The sequence below is a fragment of the Cryobacterium tepidiphilum genome (assembly GCF_003716325.1).
In the GTDB taxonomy this organism is placed as follows: domain Bacteria; phylum Actinomycetota; class Actinomycetes; order Actinomycetales; family Microbacteriaceae; genus Cryobacterium; species Cryobacterium tepidiphilum.
Window position 1 is genome coordinate 50,957 of record NZ_RDSR01000002.1, and the last position, 15,713, is coordinate 66,669.

The following is a 15,713-nucleotide window of genomic DNA, read 5'->3' on the forward strand; positions in this document are numbered from 1 at the left end:
TAACCCACCTCCTTCGGACTAAAACGGTTGCAGACTTTCTGCAACAGGAGGGTTGTGCATGTGCTGTAAGCGCAAGGCCGGGACTCCGGCACGCAGACAACTGACCAAGACTACCTGACGAGTGGCGCCCGCGCCACCCGTGCGCCCATGCGCCGCTGCGCCCGCTGGCGGTCATCCACCGAGAGAGACAGTTTCGGACGGGAGTGATCGGCGCGCCAGTCGTTCTCGTCCGGAACGGGCACCATCGCGCCGCTCATCGCTTCTCAGGCCGCAAACCCGCCTCCAGCAGCAGTGTCCGCAGCCTGACGGGGCTCAGCGCTGTGTTCCAGATCCAGCGCACCATGCCACGGTCCGGCGCTCGGAGGCGGTCTTCTCGGAGCTTCTCCTCCCAGACGACCTCCTCGATGGAGCGGCCCTTGAGATATTGGTTGCGGGTGTATTTGACCTTGCCGTCGAATTCGCCGAGAAGGACCCGCCGTCGCACATGGCGGTCGGCCTCCCACGTGAAGTCCGTGATATCGCGGTGCCCATCGGCGCTCCGGTATTCGACCTGCAAAACCGGTGCAGGCATCCCGGCGAGGAAGACATTCGCCCGGCTCGCCGACTCGCCCGGCGACGCCGCGAGCCCGTCCGCGAAGTCTGCGGCCATTCTTGCGGGCCGGCCGCCAGGAGCAGCCCCGAGCCGCAGCGCCGCCTCTGTGAGCTCATCCTTGAGCACCGTATCCGTCCCCGTCGTGCGCACCCACGTGGGCAACGGGCGCAGGCCTGCATCCAGAGCGACGACAGCGGATACGAAAGGGCTGACGCGGGCAAGATCGACCAGCGTCCGCAGGCGACTTGTCACAAGGAGACCGTCCACCTCGACCACGTCATCGTCACTCAGGGGCGTACGGTGCCACACGATTCCATTCTGCGATCTCCGCACGACCCCGCTCGGAACGATGAAGTGCACCTCGCGTGGCCAAGACCCGAGGACGGGGAGTCCCCACATTCGGGCAGCGGAGAAGTGCGACAGCACCGGCGAAGAAACGCGCGTGAGAACGGCCGCCTGGATCCGCAGCAGATAGCGGGCGTCGTCATCCGCTGACTGCCATACCGTCGAAGGCACATACACGCCGCGTGCCAACCGGAGCTTCTCGCCGCGCTCCCGCGCCCTCCGCAGCACCCGCCCGTCGAGGCCGACGAGCCCATGCTCGCGCGTCAGTTCCAGCTCGCTCGGATGATCCCACGTGTCCACGTCCCCATGTTCGGCCCCAGGCTCGCGACCGTCGCACGGGCGTCTCGAACTCGCGGAGAACACGGAGCCCCTGGCAGCTGTGGAGGACGAGTCGATGCACGTCCTCTTCACCGCTTCCCCAGGAGACGCTTCCGCAGCCCTCAATCTCACGATCGAGAGGGTTCCGGACGCGGTAGACCGGCACGCCGATCACCTTGGTCCGGAAGTGTCTACTTCAGGGGAGGCGCGGCTAACCGTCGAGGGCCGCGTTCGCCGCGTCCTGGGCCTTCTGCAGCCCCTCGGCGACGGGCACGCGTCCCGCGAAGACGTCTTCGAGGATCGGGCCGTAGGCACCGAAGGCCGCCCCGAAGTTCGCGCCCTGTGGCGCGGGGATGGTGCCGTTCTTCAGCACGTCGAAGAACTTCGAGGTGTCAACGCCCTGGTTCTCCCAGTAGCTGCGGTACACCGGCTGGGCATCCGTCACGGCGGGCACGGCCGCGCCGCTCGCGCCGACGAACTCGTTGCCCTCGGCCGAGCCCATCCACTCGAGCACCTTCTTGGTCGCCTCCGGGTGCTCGGTCGCGGCATTTCCGGCGGCGACGATGCCGTTCGTCACCGACACCCGGCCCTCCGGCCCGGCAGGGATCGACGCGACGCCCCAGTCGAAGTCGGCGCCATCGGCCACGTTCTTGAGGTTGTACAGACCGGACTGGAACAGCGCCATCTTGCCCTGGATGAACTGGTCACGGCTGAAGTCGCCGTTCTGATTGGTGTCGGCGGCCGAGGGCGCCACGTGATAGGTGTTCATCAGGTCGACCAGGTACTGGAACGCCTCCACGGTCTTCGGGTTGGCGAAGGTGAAACGATCGCCGTCCTGGTAGGTGCCGCCGTTGGAGCCGATGTAGTTGATGTAGATCGCCTGCAGGTCATTGCCGGCGTTGTAGCCGTACTGGGTGACGGATGCGGGGTCGAAGTCGGCGTCATCCGCTGTGTGCCCGGCGGCATCCTTTGTGAGCTTCTGCAGCACGGGAACGAAGGTGTCGGCGGACGCGTCGGGGCTCCAGGTGAGGTTCTCGAGCGAGGCCGGGTCGATGCCCGCGTCTTTCAGCAGCGCCTTGTTGTAGTACACGGCGATACCGGCGTCGGAGAGCTGCGGAACCCCCCACAGCGAGCCGTTGCGGGTGAACTGCTTCACGACGCTCGGCGCCCACGCCGACTTCGCGTCGGAACCGAGGGTCTTGTCGATGTCGAGCAGGTCGCCGTTGTCGGCGTAGTCGGCGAAGTAGGAGTTGTTCACCCAGAAGATGTCGGCGGCGCTCTTGCCGGCCACGTCCGTGCGCAGCTTGGTCCAGTAATCGGCCCACGGCACGACGGTGAGCTTCACGTCGATGTCCGGGTTCTTGTCTTCGAACGCCTGGAACGACTGCTCATAAGCGGATGCCACCTGCTCGTCCCACACGCGCACGGTGACGGTCGTGTCGCCCTTCGCTCCGGCCGCACCCCCGGTGTCCCGGGAACCGAGGACAGCCACTCCTGCACCCACCGCCCCCACGATGACGACCGCGGCGGCGACGGTGATGGCGATGACGGTGGAGCGCTTAGCCATGGGGATCCTTGAGTGGTGCGGTGTGCGGGTGGCACACAATCGGTCAGGGCGGAAAGGTCATGCGGGGCGGCGGCCTATTTGAACCCGGTGATGGCGATGGAGCGCACGATCTGCTTCTGGAAGACCAGGAAGAGCGCGAGCAGCGGCACCACGGCGAGCGTCGTTGCCGCCATCACGAGGGTCCAGTTTCCGTTGTATTGGCTCTGCAGGCTTGCAGTCGCCACGGTGATCGGTCGCCAGTCGTTCCCCGTGGTGATAACCCGGGGCCAGAGAAAACTATTCCACTGGCTCACGACGGTGATCAACGTGACGGTCGCGATGATCGGCCGGCTGAGCGGCACAACGACCTCGACCAACACATCCAGGGCGTTCGCGCCGTCGAGCCGGGCCGCATCCACGAGGTCCTGCGGGATGCCGCGGAAGTACTCCCTGAGCAGGAACGTGGCGTATGGGCTGGCGAAGGCGAACGGGAGCACCAGGCCCCAGAAGGTGTTCCGCAGTCCCAGCTGCGCCATCATCAGGTACAGCGGGATCACGAGGACGATCGCCGGGATCATGAGCGTCGACAGGTACACCCAGAACAGTGCGTCGCGCCCGGGGAATCGCATCCGCGCGAATGCATAGGCCGCCATGATCGAGAAGAGCAGTTGGCCGGCCACGAGCAACAGGGCGGCGAGGACCGTGATCACGATCGCGCGTCCGAACTCCGTGCGCCCGGTGAGCAGCACCCCGAAGTTCTCCAGGGTCACCGGGTCGGGCCAGGAGAGCGAGCTCCGCCTGGCGAACTGCTCCGGGGTCTTGAACGCCGTCATCACGCTCAGCACGAAGGGCGCCAGTGTGAGGGCCGCGCCGGTGAGCAGCACCAGGTAGACCAGGAGGGTCCTAGTCCATTTCATAGGTGATTCTCCGTTGGAAGTACAGCTGCTGGGCCAGCGTGATGGCCACCAGGATCACCAGGAGGATGACGGCCATCACGGCGGCGCGGCCGAAGGAGAAGGACTCGAACGCTTCGTAATAGATGCGCGCGGCCACGACATCCGTTCGCCGCTGCGGGCCGCCGCCGGTCAGCGCATAGACCTGGTCGAAGATCTGGAACGTGGAGATGACGGAGGTGACCAGCACGAAGAACATGGTGGGGCGCAGCAGCGGCAGTTTCACGTGCCAGAACAGCGCCGCCGGCCCCGCGCCATCGAGCCGCCCCGCCTCGAGCAGGTAGGCGGGGATATTGAGCAGACCCGCCATGAAGAACAGGGTGACGTAGCCGACGTTCGTCCAGATCACGACCGCGCACACCGCGGGCAGCGCGAGCTGCGGCTCCGACAGCCACTCCACGCGATGGCCGATGATCGCGTTCAACGCGCCGCCGGTGGGCGCGAAGATCCACTTCCAGACCACGCCGAGGGCGAGGGGGGCGCAGATCCACGGCAGCACGTACAGCGTGCGCAGAACCCCCGAGCCGGGCAGCCCACGCGTGAGCAGCGTCGCCGCGAACAGCCCGAGGACCGTCTGCACCGGGATCACGATGACCACGAAGACGAGCGTCACCAGCAGCGAGTTGGCGAAGACGCCGTCAGTCAGCACCGATCTGTAATTGTCCAGTCCCACCCAGCGGGCGGGGGAGATAAGGTCCCAGCTCTGAAAGCTCAGCCAGATGACGACGAGCACCGGCAGCACCAGGAAGCACGCGACCCCGAACAGGCTCGGCGCGAGAAACGCGTAGCCGGCGATGGCGTTCCGGCGTCGGGCGCGGCGAAGACCGGGTCGCTGCACGGTTGCGGCGCGCTGCCGGATGCCGTCGCTAACGGCCACGCCCGTCCCACCAGGCCTGCAGGCGGCGGGTGGCCTCCTCCTCACCGAGCGGGCCGTCGTCGAGGCGCTGCTCCAGCAGGTACCGATACGCCTCGCCCACCTCCCGACCGGGCTTCAGTCCGAGGATGCGCATGATCTGCTCCCCGTCGAGGTCGGGGCGCACCGCCGCCATCTCCTCCTGCTCGGCGAGGGTGGCGATGCGTTCTTCGAGGTCGTCGTAGGCGAACCCGAGTCGGTCGGACTTGCGCCGGTTGCGCGTGGTGACATCCGACCGCGTGAGGATGTGTAGCCGCTCGAGCTGGTCACCCGCGTCCCGTACGTACCGCCGCACGGCAGAGTCCGTCCACGCACCCTCGGTGTAGCCGAAGAAACGCAGGTGCAGCTCGATGAGGCGCGCCACCGCATTGATGGTGTCGTTGTCGAACCGCAGTGCGCGAAGGCGCCTGGTCGCAAGCTTCGCGCCCACCACGTCGTGGTGGTAGAAACTGACCACGCCGCCCGGTTCGAGCTTGCGCGTCGCCGGCTTTCCGATGTCGTGGAGCAGGGCTGCCAGCCGCAGGATGAGGTCGGGGGAGTCGAGCCGGCCCCGCGCCTTCTCGTAATCGATCGCCTGGTCGAGCACGGTGAGCGTGTGCTGGTACACGTCCTTGTGATGGTGATGCTCGTCGATCTCCAGGCGCAGCGCGGGCAGTTCGGGCAGCACGATAGCGGCCAGTCCGGAATCGACCATCAGTTCGAGTCCCCGGCGCGGGGCGTCGGCCCGCAACAGCTTCGCCAGCTCCTCAGAGACGCGCTCGGCAGAGATGTGACGGATGCTGTCGGCCATCGTCTCCATCGCGGCCGCGGTGTCGTCGTCGAGTGCGAAGCCGAGCGAAGCCGTGAACCGGGCCGCCCGCATCATGCGCAGGGGGTCATCGCCGAACGAGACCTGTGGGCTGATCGGGGTGCGCAAGCGTCCGGCGAGCAGATCGTCGATTCCGCCGGCGGGATCCACGAGCTTCACCTCGGGGAGGCGGAGCGCGAGGGCGTTCACGGTGAAGTCCCGCCGGATCAGGTCCTCTTCGAGACTTGTCCCGAACACGACCTCCGGCTTGCGGCTCTGCCCGTCGTAACTGTCGGTGCGGTACGTCGTGATCTCGACCGTTTCGTCACCGACCTGTGCGCCGATGGTGCCGAAGGCACGGCCGATGTCCCAGTGCGCCCGGGCGATTGGCTTCACGATCTCCAGCACCTGTTCCGGCGTTGCGTCCGTCGTGAAATCGAGGTCGTGTGTCTCACGGCCGAGGAACGCGTCGCGCACGGGTCCGCCGACGAGAGCGAGCTCGTGGCCGGCCGACGCGAATGCGTTCGCCAGACGTGCCACGGGGGGAGAGGCAGCCAGCTCGCCCAGCCGTGCGAGGGCTGCTGCGACGCTCTGCATAACGCCCATGTTAGTCAGTCGCCCTGATCGCCGCCCCGCCTGCGGGGTACGGCGACCGCGGCCCGCCTCAGCTGTCGGCCATGACGCACACCGTAGAATCGCCTGCATGGCCGAGTCGAATCATGCGCGTTGGCCTGCGCTCTCCCGGCTCTTCGCTGCGGTCGTCGTCGCCGGATCTCTTCTGCTCTCGGCAGCACCGGCATCCGCCGGCTCACCGGCCCGCCCTTCGGCCGCCGCGGAGGACGGCGTGATCCTGACCGTCGCGCCGCTCGGTAACGCGGTCCTGCACCCGGGGCAGGATCTGCTCGTATCCGGCACGGTGCGCAATGCGACGGCCGCCACGATCGCGGGCGGGACTCTCCGGCTCTCCATCACGGGCGACGAGATCGCCAGCCGCGACGGCCTCGAGCAGTGGCTCGCCGCGGATGCGCCGGGCCTCTCTGATCGGCCGCTGCTCACCCAGCAGCTGAAGACACAGTTGCTGCCCGGCCAGGAGGAGGCCGTGGACCTCACGGTGCCCGCGGCGGCTGTCGGGCTCGCGAAGGACGCCTGGGGAACACACGGGATCGAAGCGACCTTCGCAGTCGCAGGCGGTAGCACCGTGACCGGGCGAACTGCCGTCGTCTGGAGCGGGAAGGTGCCGCAGGCGCGGGACAAGTTGGGCCTTGTCGTTCCGATCACCGTCCCTCCCGGAACCGAGGGTCTCATCGCCGCCGACGATCTCGCCGTCTACACCGCCCCGCTCGGGACCCTCAGTTCTCAACTGGACGGCGTGCTCGGGCGTCCGGTGATCATCGCGATCGACCCCATGATCGTCGCCTCCATCCGCGTTCTGGGCACCGGCGCCCCGGCGTCGGCGGTGCAATGGCTCGACAGGCTTTCGCATGCGAAGAACGACATATTCCCGTTGTCATATGCCGATTCCGACATCACCCTGGAGGCTCAGACCAAGGCGGGGAGCGTGCTCAAGCCGACAACCTTCGAGCAGGCCATCGACCCCGCCGACTTTCCGTCGCCGTCGCCCGTTTCCCCCACTCGGGGAGATGTGCCACTGCCGGGCCAGACCGCCACACCGACTCCCGCACTGCCGGCCGGAACCGACGAGGTGCTGGCGTGGCCGTACACGAGCACGGATATCGCGTGGCCGGCCGCCGGCAGTGTCACCCCGAAGGCACTCGACTTCTTCGCTGCTTCCGGACTGACGACATCGATCGTTTCCGACGCCGAACTCGCCCCCACCGAGCTCGCGCAGCCCTCTGCCTCCCTCGGCAAGCACGCCGCGCTGGTGACGGATGAGACGCTGTCCACCGCGATCCGCCGAGCGGCGGTAGCGACCTCCGAAATCGCCTGGCGACAGGCGGTGGCCACAGCCCAGGCCCAGCTGGCCATCCTCATGGATGACGGGTCGGGAGCCACGCTGCTCACGAGCATTGACCGGGCGACGGCACGGTCGGCAACGAGGCTCGGCGCAACCATCGACGCACTCCTCGGCACCACCTGGACAGCGCCCGCGTCCCTCGGTGAGCTGCGAGGCGCCGGTACCAGACCGGCGGTGACCTTGAACGGGGCCGCTGCAGAGACCGGCCGAGCCGACCAGGTCAATGCATTGCTGGCCAGGGGCGAGGAGCTCTCTGAGTTCGCGAGCGCCCTCACCAAACCTGCCGAGCTCACGGGCGAGTATCGGCTCGACCTGCTCGCACTCCTGGCCACCAGCTGGCGGGGTGAACCAGACGAATGGCAGAAGGCAGTCAGCGACAGTCTCGACGCCTCAACTCAGACGTTGAACGCCGTGAGGATCACCACGGAGGGCCCGTTCCTCGTGGTCGCCAGTCAGACCGACATCCCGATCACTCTGAGCAATGACCTCGAACAGGCCGTCACCGTGCGGGTGCGACTTGTTCCGTCGAATGGCCGTCTCCTCGTCGACCAAGAGACGGAGGCCACCATCGATGCGGCCTCCGCGAAGACGGTGCTGGTTCCCGTGACCGCGAAGGTCGGGAACGGCTCCGTGATGCTGCACATCTCCGTGCACAGTCCCACCGGCGTGGTGATCGCCGAACCGAAGACGGTGTCGGTGAACGTGCAGGCGGAGTGGGAGGGCATCGGCGCCGTCATCTTCGGCGTTCTCGTCGTGCTGTTCTTCGGCTTCGGGGTCTGGCGCAACATCGCCCGCCGCCGCCGGGAACGCTCGGTGGCGTCTGAGGGCCCGGCCGACAACGCTGAGGCAGAGTCGGATGCGGTCACTCGGAACGCCCCGGAGGACGGATCGTGAGCGCCGTGGCAGGGATCGGCCGGGCGAGCCTGTTCCTGGCCTCGGGAACCGTCGTCTCGCGCATCCTCGGCTTCATCAAGGTAATTGTGCTGGCGCGCGCGATCGGCCTGCACAGCGTCGGGGACGCGTTCGCTGTCGCCAATCAACTGCCGAACCAGGTGTACGTGATCGTTGCCGGCGGTGTGCTCACGGCGGTGCTCGTGCCGCAGATCGTGCGCTCCAGCCTTCACGACGACGGCGGCAAGGCATACATCAACAAGCTCATCACCCTCGCCCTGGTCATCCTTGCCGCGACGACGCTCGTGGCGACCCTGCTCGCTCCCGTGCTCACCCAGTTCGTGGGCGCTCGGTTCTCCGAGCCCATCGTGACCCTGGCCATCGGCTTCGCGTATTGGTGCATCCCACAGATCTTCTTCTACGGCCTCTACACCGTGCTGGGGGAGGTGCTGAACGCGCGAAAGTCGTTCGGACCCTTCACCTGGGTTCCCGTGCTCAACAACGTCGTGGCCATCGCCGGACTCGTCGTCTTCATGGCGCTGTTCGGCAGCGGCGAGCGACCCGTGACGGAGATCACGGCGCCGATGGTCGCTGTTCTGGCGGGGAGCGCGACTCTGGGCGTTCTCGTGCAGGCCGTCGTGTTGTTCTATTTCTGGAAGCGGATCGGTCTGCGGTATCGCCCCGACTTCGGCTGGCGCGGCGTGGGCCTCGGCGCCGCGGGGAAGATGGCGAGCTGGACGTTCGGCATGCTCATCCTCACCACGATCGCCGGCGTCATTGAGACGCAGGTTGCCACCGAGGCGTCGGGCGGCGACGACGCGTCTGTCGCGGTGCTGTCCACCGCCTGGCTGATCTTCATGCTTCCGCACTCCGTCATCACCGTCTCCGTCGCGACCGCGTACTTCACCCGGATGAGCGAGCACGCCGCGGCCGGCGACATGGCATCCGTGCGAGAGGATGCATCGTCCGCGATCCGGGGAACCAGTCTCGTGATCGTCCTCGCCGCGGCCGGTATCGCGGTGTGCGCGTACCCGTTCGCCGCCGTCTTCACGCCCGACAGCTTCACGCAGGCACGGGATGTCGGCAACGTCATCATCGCCTACGTCCTGGGTCTCGTCGCCTTCTGCATCCTGTTCGTCGTGCAGCGCACGTTCTATGCCCTGGGCGACACGCGCACTCCGTTCTACTTCACCCTGTTCCAGGTCGTGCTGGTCATTGCTGGAGTATTGGCCTGCGGGTTGCTTCCCGCGGAATGGATTGCAGCCGGCATCGCGCTGGTCGTGACGATCGCCGGCACCGCGCAGACCGTCTTCGCCGCCGTGCTGCTTCGCAGGCGACTGCAGAGCATCGACGGCGCGCGCATCCTGCGTAGCCTGGTGAAATACCTGGTGGCGGTCATTATTCCTGTGATCCTCGGCATCGTGCTGCTGGTGCTCCTGGGTGGCACGCGCGACGGCGGTTTCGCGGTCTCCGGCATCGTGGGTGCCCTGGTCTCAATGATGCTGATCGGCATCGTCATGAGCACCGCATACCTCGGCATGCTGCTGCTCATGCGCAGCACGGAACTCGCCGCGCTCACCGAGCCGATACTCGGTCGCCTTCGTCGGTGACGCGGGTCCGCGCCCAGGGGGCGGTCGTTGCAGAGGTCCCGGAATAGCATCCGATTAGGATGTGTTGTAGCGACTGACGATCGAAATCCGCTCGTTGCCCCACCAGTACAAGGAGAGTGCCCGTGCGCCAAATCATCATTGTCGGGTCGGGACCTGCCGGGTTCACGGCCGCGATCTATGCGGCGCGCGCCAATCTGAAACCGCTGCTGATCGCCAGCTCCGTAGAAGCGGGCGGTGAGCTCATGAACACCACCGAGGTCGAGAACTTCCCGGGCTTCCCGGAAGGCATCATGGGTCCTGAACTGATGGGCAAGATGCAGGAGCAGGCGGAGCGGTTCGGCACCGAGGTCGTCTACGACGACGTCGTACGGCTCGAGCTTGATGGCGACGTCAAGACGGTGACTTTGGGATCCGGCGACACGCACGAGGCACTGGCCGTCATCTTCGCCACGGGATCCGCCTACCGCAAGCTGGGCCTGGCTGACGAGGAACGGCTGTCTGGCCACGGCGTGTCCTGGTGCGCGACATGCGACGGCTTCTTCTTCAAGAACAAGACGATCGCCGTCGTCGGCGGTGGCGACTCGGCCATGGAGGAAGCCACGTTCCTCACTCGCTTCGCCGAGAAGGTGCATGTCATCCACCGCAAGGACACGCTCCGCGCGTCGAAGATCATGCAGGAACGCGCCTTCACCAACGACAAGATCGAGTTCATCTGGAACGCTGAAGTCACTGCGATCACCGGAACGGATGCCGTCACCGGGGTCGAGCTGCGTGATACCGTCTCCGGCGGCACCAGCACCCTCGACCTCGACGGACTCTTCATCGCCATCGGGAACGACCCGCGCACGCACCTCGTGCACGAGCAGCTCGAGTTGACGGCCGACGGCACCATCGCGGTGGAGGGCCGGTCGTCGCGGACGAACCTCAGCGGAGTGTTCGCAGCGGGAGATGTGATAGACCCGACCTATCGGCAGGCCGTCACTGCCGCGGCATCCGGAACCGTGGCAGCCCTCGATGCGGAGCACTACCTCACCACCCTGCCCGCCGACGTGGTGGCACACGCCAGCGAGCCCGAACTCGCAACAACGACCAACTAAGGAGAATCACATATGACCGCACGCGCTGTCACCGATGGAACTTTTGACCAGGAAGTCATCAACAACGAGAAGACCGTTCTCGTGGACTTCTGGGCTGAATGGTGCGGACCTTGTCGCGCCGTGAGCCCGATCCTCGACCAGATCGCCAGTGAGCACTCCGACAAGCTCGACATCGTGAAGCTCAACGTCGACGACAATCCGGCACTTGCCGCGAAATACCAGATCACCTCGATCCCCGCGATGAAGGTGTTCCAGAAGGGCGAGGTCGTCAAGACCGTCATCGGCGCCAAGCCGAAGCCTGCACTCGAAGCCGACCTGGCCGCCTACCTCGCGTAGTCGTCCGGCGTCCACCGACCCCGTCCGGCACCAGCCGGACGGGGTCGACTGCTTTAAAGACCGAATACCATTGAAACCACACTCAGAACGGAAGTGACGTGACGAAACAGGGACCGCCCCAAGTCGGCAACAATCTCGACCCGTGGTATGACCACTACTCCGAGCGAGCCGGGGGCCTGCGAGCCTCCGAGGTTCGAGCCCTCTTCGCCGTCGCCTCGCGTCCGGAGGTCGTCTCCCTTGCCGGCGGGATGCCGTTCGTCTCCGCTCTCCCGCAAGACCTGGTCATCAACGCGATGGACCGTGTCATGGTCGAACAGGGCGCCACAGCACTCCAATATGGCTCTGGTCAGGGAGTTCCCTTGCTCCGTGAGCAGATTCTCGAGGTCATGGCCCTCGAGGGGATCCAGGCGAACGCCGATGACGTCGTGGTCACCACGGGGTCCCAGCACGCCCTCGAACTCGTGAGCAAGCTCTTCCTCGACCCCGGCGACGTCGTGCTATCCGAGGGTCCGAGCTACGTGACCGCACTGGTGATCTTCAAGTCGTACCAGGCGGAGGTGGAGCACGTCCCCATGGACGAGCACGGGCTCATTCCGCAGGCCCTCCGCGAGCACATCGCCCGGTTGAAGGCTGCGGGCAAGACGATGAAGTTCCTGTACACGATCCCGAGTTTCCACAATCCCGCCGGTGTCACCCTCAGTTGGGAGCGTCGCCTCGAGATCCTCGAGATCGCGCGCAGCAACAACATCCTCGTGCTCGAGGACAATCCGTACGGTCTGCTGTACTTCGACCACCCGGCACCGGATGCCATGCGCTCGGTCGAACGGGACGGCGTCATCTATCTCGGAACGTTCTCCAAGACGCTGGCACCGGGCTTCCGGGTCGGCTGGGCGCTCGCTCCGCACGCGATCCGGGAGAAGCTGGTGCTCGCCAACGAAGCCGCCGTGCTGTCCCCGAGTTCCTTCACGCAACTCGTGATCTCGCAGTACCTGGCCACCGCCGACTGGAAGGGTCAGATCAACACGTTCCGCGGCGTGTACGAAGAACGCAAGAACGCCATGCTGTCAGCGCTGGGGGAGCACCTTCCGGGGCTGAGCTGGACGAATCCCAACGGCGGGTTCTATGTCTGGCTCACTCTGCCCGAGCAGCTCGACTCGAAGGCGATGCTGCCCCGTGCCGTCAAGGAACTCGTCGCGTACACGCCCGGCACCGCCTTCTTCGCCGACGGTGATGGCAGACAGAACATGCGCCTCTCGTTCTGTTACCCGACACCCGAGAACATCCGGGTGGGTGTGCGTCGACTCGCCACCGTGATTCGCGGGGAGCTCGACCTCCTCGACACGTTCGCCGGCACCGGGATCCGGAGCACTGCAGACACCTCCCGCCGGTTCGGGGCGCCCCCACCCGACATCTCCTAGCCCGCCTTTGCCATCGAGACCAAGGAAAACAGCAGATCATGACTGAAACCGCAGAGTCGTCGCGCCCCACAGAACGTGCCGAAGGGCTGAACATCGTCATTCTGGCAGGGGGCATCTCGCACGAACGCGACGTGTCACTCCGGTCGGGACGACGGGCAGCGGATGCGCTGGCCGGCCTCGGTCACCGTGTCACCATTCTCGACGCGGACGCCGCCTTGCTGCCGACCCTCGCCTCGCTCAAGCCGGACGTCATCTGGCCGGTACTCCACGGCGCGATCGGCGAGGACGGTGCGCTGCTCTCCCTGCTCGGCACCACCGGCATCCCCACAGTCGGCCCGCTCGGCCCTGCCGCCGCCCTGGCCTGGTCGAAGCCCACGGCGAAGGAACTGGTGGCGCGCGCGGGCATGGCCACACCGCGATCGGTCTCGCTGTCTCGCGAGACGTTCCGGGACCTCGGAGCGAACAACGTGCTCTCGAGCGTTATCCATTCCCTGGGGACTCCCCTCGTCGTCAAGCCGGCCAACGGCGGATCCGCACAGGGTGTGAGCATCGTCACGCAAGCCGAGGATCTGCCACGCGCCATGGTGGATGCCTACACCTACTCCGATGTCGCTCTCATCGAACAGCAGATCACCGGCACAGAGCTCGGCGTAACCGTCATCAATACCGGTGAGGGCCCCGTGGCGCTTCCCGCGGTCGAAATCGTTCCCCGCGACGGCGTCTACAGCTTCGAAGCTCGCTACAACGCCGGCGAGACGTTGTTCTATGCTCCGGCACGCGTGGAGTCGTCGCTTGCTGACCATGCCGCCGAGGTCGCCGTGGCTATTCACGATCTCCTGGGCCTGCGCCAACTTTCCCGGGTGGACCTCATTGTCGACGCCGAGGGGACCGTCTGGTTCCTTGAGGTGAACACGCTACCCGGCCTCACCGAGACGTCGCTCGTTCCGCAGGCCATTGTTGCCGCCGGGGAGAACCTCGGCCAGGTCTACGACTCCATCGTTCGCGCCGCCCAGTAGGTGCATCCGGGCGAGCGTTTCACGTGAAACGCTCGCCCGGTACCTTTCCAGGCCACACACTCCAGGCGGCCAGGCGAACAAGCCGCTCGGGCCGCCGCTTTTACAGACCTGCGACGGCGCGCAGTGTTTCACGTGAAACGCCCCGGCTACGCCCGCCCTCCACGTTGAGGTGACGAGTATACGGTCCCGCCCACTCCGAATGCTCCATCGATAAATCGTTGTTTCACGTGAAACGCGTTCACGACACTACTACACAGCCCCGGCGGCGGCACCGTCGCGCCTCCGCACCTGCTTCAGTGCACAGGCACCGCTGATGTCATGGGGCAACGCCAGTTCGCCGACGCGCGTTTCACGTGAAACGTCTCGCCGGTGCGCATGTCCAGAGCCGGCAGGCGGGGGAGTGCCCCACGATGCGGTGCTGGCCACAGGACCTGGGCGCGAGAAGCCGCGCGACATTCCTGCTCCGACTCCATCTCGCGAACCAGTTGTAGACAGGAACACGGACGCTCCCCGGAAGGAGACCGGGACGGGAATCAATTCGATCGCGACCGGTGCCACTGCTGGTTGTCGCGTGCTAGCACGGGTGTGTTGTGTTTCACGTGAAACGGCACGTCGGACCACGGCCGTCCCAGCAGAGCACTGCAGCGGTGCGCCGAACGCGGAGGAGACCCTCCCTCGCAAGCGCAGCGCTGAACCGGTGTTTCACGTGAAACGCACCCGAGGGCGTGTCCCTGCGGTGAAGCATACCGGCTCCGGCGGCGCGGCGAGGCCGGTGGCCGCCCAAAGGGCCCTATTGCCACGGACCGCGAGCGCGAAAACGGGCGGAAAACGACCAGGTCGGGTCGCCTCATCGACCCGGAGAATGGCTCCTGTGGCGATTTCGCACATCGAAAAGAGCCGAATCCGGGGCCCGACTCGACCGTGTCGCTCAGTTGTCGCCGAATCCAGGCTGGCCCAGCTCACCCAGAATGCGGTTGAGGTCACCGATGGTCGCGAAGTCGACAGTCAGTTGACCCTTGCGCGAGGTGAGCTTGATCTTGACCGACGTGTTCAGACGGTCGCCAAGCCGGCCGGCGATCTCATCGAGGTGACCACGGTGCTTGCCAGCGGCCGGGCGCTGGCCGGGGGAGCGGGGCGTTGCCTTCGCCGCGGCCTCGGCGGCCCGCACGGAAAGATCCTCGTTCACGATCTTGTCGGCCAGCTTCAACATCGACTCGCGGTCGGGAAGGGAGAGGATGGCGCGGGCATGGCCTGCACTCAGCACGCCGGCGGCCACCCGCAGCTGCACGGGCTCGGGCAGGCGCAGAAGGCGCAGGGTGTTCGTGATCTGCGGTCGAGACCGGCCGATACGCGATGCCAGCTCATCCTGCGTGATGCCGAAGTCGGCCAGGAGCTGCTGGTACGCCGACGCCTCTTCGAGAGGGTTCAGCTGCGCGCGATGCAGGTTCTCAAGAAGGGCGTCACGCAGCATATCGACGTCGGCAGTTTCGCGGACAACGGCCGGAATCGTCGCCAAGCCAGCCTCTTTGGTCGCGCGCAACCGGCGCTCGCCCATGACCAACTCATACTTGCCGGGTTGCTGAGCAAGCGGCCGCACGACGATCGGCTGCAGCACGCCGATCTCCCGCACGCTGTGCACCAACTCAGCCAGGTCGGATTCGTCGAAGACGGTGCGGGGCTGCTGCGCGTTGGGAACGATGTCATTCGGGTCGAGCTGAACGAGCCGCGCACCGGGCACCTCGAGCAGTTCTTCAGCCGCAGACGACACGGTTTGCACGGGTGGCTCCGCCACGACCGCAGCCGATGTCTTCCCAACGCTGTGCGGAAAGAAGACGTCGACAGGCCGGGACTTCGTCTCATCCTGCATGGGGATGAGCGCTCCGATGCCGCGGCCCAGGCCTGTTCGCTTCGCCATT

12 protein-coding genes are annotated in these 15,713 nt (G+C 66.2%); 6 read left to right on the plus strand and 6 right to left on the minus strand.

The annotated features are described in order from the left end of the window. Positions 1-253: 253 nt before the first annotated feature. The 5 genes from EEJ31_RS01635 to EEJ31_RS01655 all read right to left on the minus strand — a co-directional run bounded on the left by EEJ31_RS01635 (position 254) and on the right by EEJ31_RS01655 (position 6,051). Positions 254-1,237, minus strand: a complete 984-nt coding sequence (locus EEJ31_RS01635; RefSeq protein ID WP_123044552.1) for a type IV toxin-antitoxin system AbiEi family antitoxin domain-containing protein — start codon at positions 1,235-1,237, stop codon at positions 254-256. A 229-nt stretch (positions 1,238-1,466) separates the two neighbouring features. Continuing rightward, positions 1,467-2,822 (minus strand): ABC transporter substrate-binding protein, encoded by a 1,356-nt coding sequence (locus EEJ31_RS01640; RefSeq protein ID WP_123044553.1) that lies wholly within the window; start codon positions 2,820-2,822, stop codon positions 1,467-1,469. Positions 2,823-2,896: 74 nt separating this feature from the next. Then, a complete protein-coding gene (locus EEJ31_RS01645; protein ID WP_123044554.1) occupies positions 2,897-3,718 on the minus strand; it encodes a carbohydrate ABC transporter permease in 822 nt (273 codons plus the stop codon). Next, the gene (locus EEJ31_RS01650; protein WP_233563674.1) at positions 3,705-4,631 is read right to left on the minus strand and encodes a carbohydrate ABC transporter permease; all 927 of its coding nucleotides are present in this window, start codon (positions 4,629-4,631) and stop codon (positions 3,705-3,707) included. Before EEJ31_RS01650 ends, EEJ31_RS01645 begins: the two co-directional genes overlap by 14 nt. Next, entirely contained in the window at positions 4,621-6,051 is a 1,431-nt protein-coding gene (locus EEJ31_RS01655; RefSeq protein WP_123044555.1) for a CCA tRNA nucleotidyltransferase, read from the minus strand. The genes EEJ31_RS01650 and EEJ31_RS01655 overlap by 11 nt, the downstream gene beginning before the upstream one ends. Before the next feature lie 106 nt (positions 6,052-6,157). On the opposite strand from EEJ31_RS01655, the gene EEJ31_RS01660 reads away from it, so the two are divergent. The 6 genes from EEJ31_RS01660 to EEJ31_RS01685 all read left to right on the plus strand — a co-directional run bounded on the left by EEJ31_RS01660 (position 6,158) and on the right by EEJ31_RS01685 (position 13,797). Then, positions 6,158-8,323, plus strand: a complete 2,166-nt coding sequence (locus EEJ31_RS01660) for a DUF6049 family protein (protein WP_123044556.1) — start codon at positions 6,158-6,160, stop codon at positions 8,321-8,323. Next, complete coding sequence (gene murJ, locus EEJ31_RS01665; RefSeq protein WP_233563675.1) at positions 8,320-9,930, plus strand: murein biosynthesis integral membrane protein MurJ; 1,611 nt, start codon at positions 8,320-8,322, stop codon at positions 9,928-9,930. Before EEJ31_RS01660 ends, murJ begins: the two co-directional genes overlap by 4 nt. A 122-nt stretch (positions 9,931-10,052) precedes the next feature. Continuing rightward, entirely contained in the window at positions 10,053-11,027 is a 975-nt protein-coding gene (gene trxB / locus EEJ31_RS01670) for a thioredoxin-disulfide reductase (protein WP_123044557.1), read from the plus strand. Positions 11,028-11,039: 12 nt separating this feature from the next. Continuing rightward, positions 11,040-11,363, plus strand: coding sequence for a thioredoxin (gene trxA / locus EEJ31_RS01675; RefSeq protein WP_123044558.1), 324 nt, complete (start codon positions 11,040-11,042; stop codon positions 11,361-11,363). 98 nt (positions 11,364-11,461) lie between these two features. Next, entirely contained in the window at positions 11,462-12,781 is a 1,320-nt protein-coding gene (locus EEJ31_RS01680; protein ID WP_123044559.1) for an aminotransferase-like domain-containing protein, read from the plus strand. A gap of 38 nt (positions 12,782-12,819) precedes the next feature. Then, positions 12,820-13,797, plus strand: coding sequence for a D-alanine--D-alanine ligase family protein (locus tag EEJ31_RS01685; protein ID WP_123044560.1), 978 nt, complete (start codon positions 12,820-12,822; stop codon positions 13,795-13,797). A gap of 928 nt (positions 13,798-14,725) precedes the next feature. On the opposite strand, the gene EEJ31_RS01690 is transcribed toward EEJ31_RS01685, so the two are convergent. After that, a complete protein-coding gene (locus EEJ31_RS01690; protein ID WP_123044561.1) occupies positions 14,726-15,712 on the minus strand; it encodes a ParB/RepB/Spo0J family partition protein in 987 nt (328 codons plus the stop codon). Position 15,713 lies beyond the last annotated feature (1 nt).

Bases quoted from the DNA above. Each gene is read 5' to 3' on its own strand.
- EEJ31_RS01640 (WP_123044553.1), bottom strand. From the start codon at position 2,822: ATGGCTAAGCGCTCCACCGTCATCGCCATCACCGTCGCCGCCGCGGTC.
- EEJ31_RS01645 (WP_123044554.1), bottom strand. From the start codon at position 3,718: ATGAAATGGACTAGGACCCTCCTGGTCTACCTGGTGCTGCTCACCGGC.
- EEJ31_RS01655 (WP_123044555.1), bottom strand. From the start codon at position 6,051: ATGCAGAGCGTCGCAGCAGCCCTCGCACGGCTGGGCGAGCTGGCTGCC.
- EEJ31_RS01660 (WP_123044556.1), top strand. From the start codon at position 6,158: ATGGCCGAGTCGAATCATGCGCGTTGGCCTGCGCTCTCCCGGCTCTTC.
- trxA (WP_123044558.1), top strand. From the start codon at position 11,040: ATGACCGCACGCGCTGTCACCGATGGAACTTTTGACCAGGAAGTCATC.
- EEJ31_RS01685 (WP_123044560.1), top strand. From the start codon at position 12,820: ATGACTGAAACCGCAGAGTCGTCGCGCCCCACAGAACGTGCCGAAGGG.
- EEJ31_RS01690 (WP_123044561.1), bottom strand. From the start codon at position 15,712: ATGGCGAAGCGAACAGGCCTGGGCCGCGGCATCGGAGCGCTCATCCCC.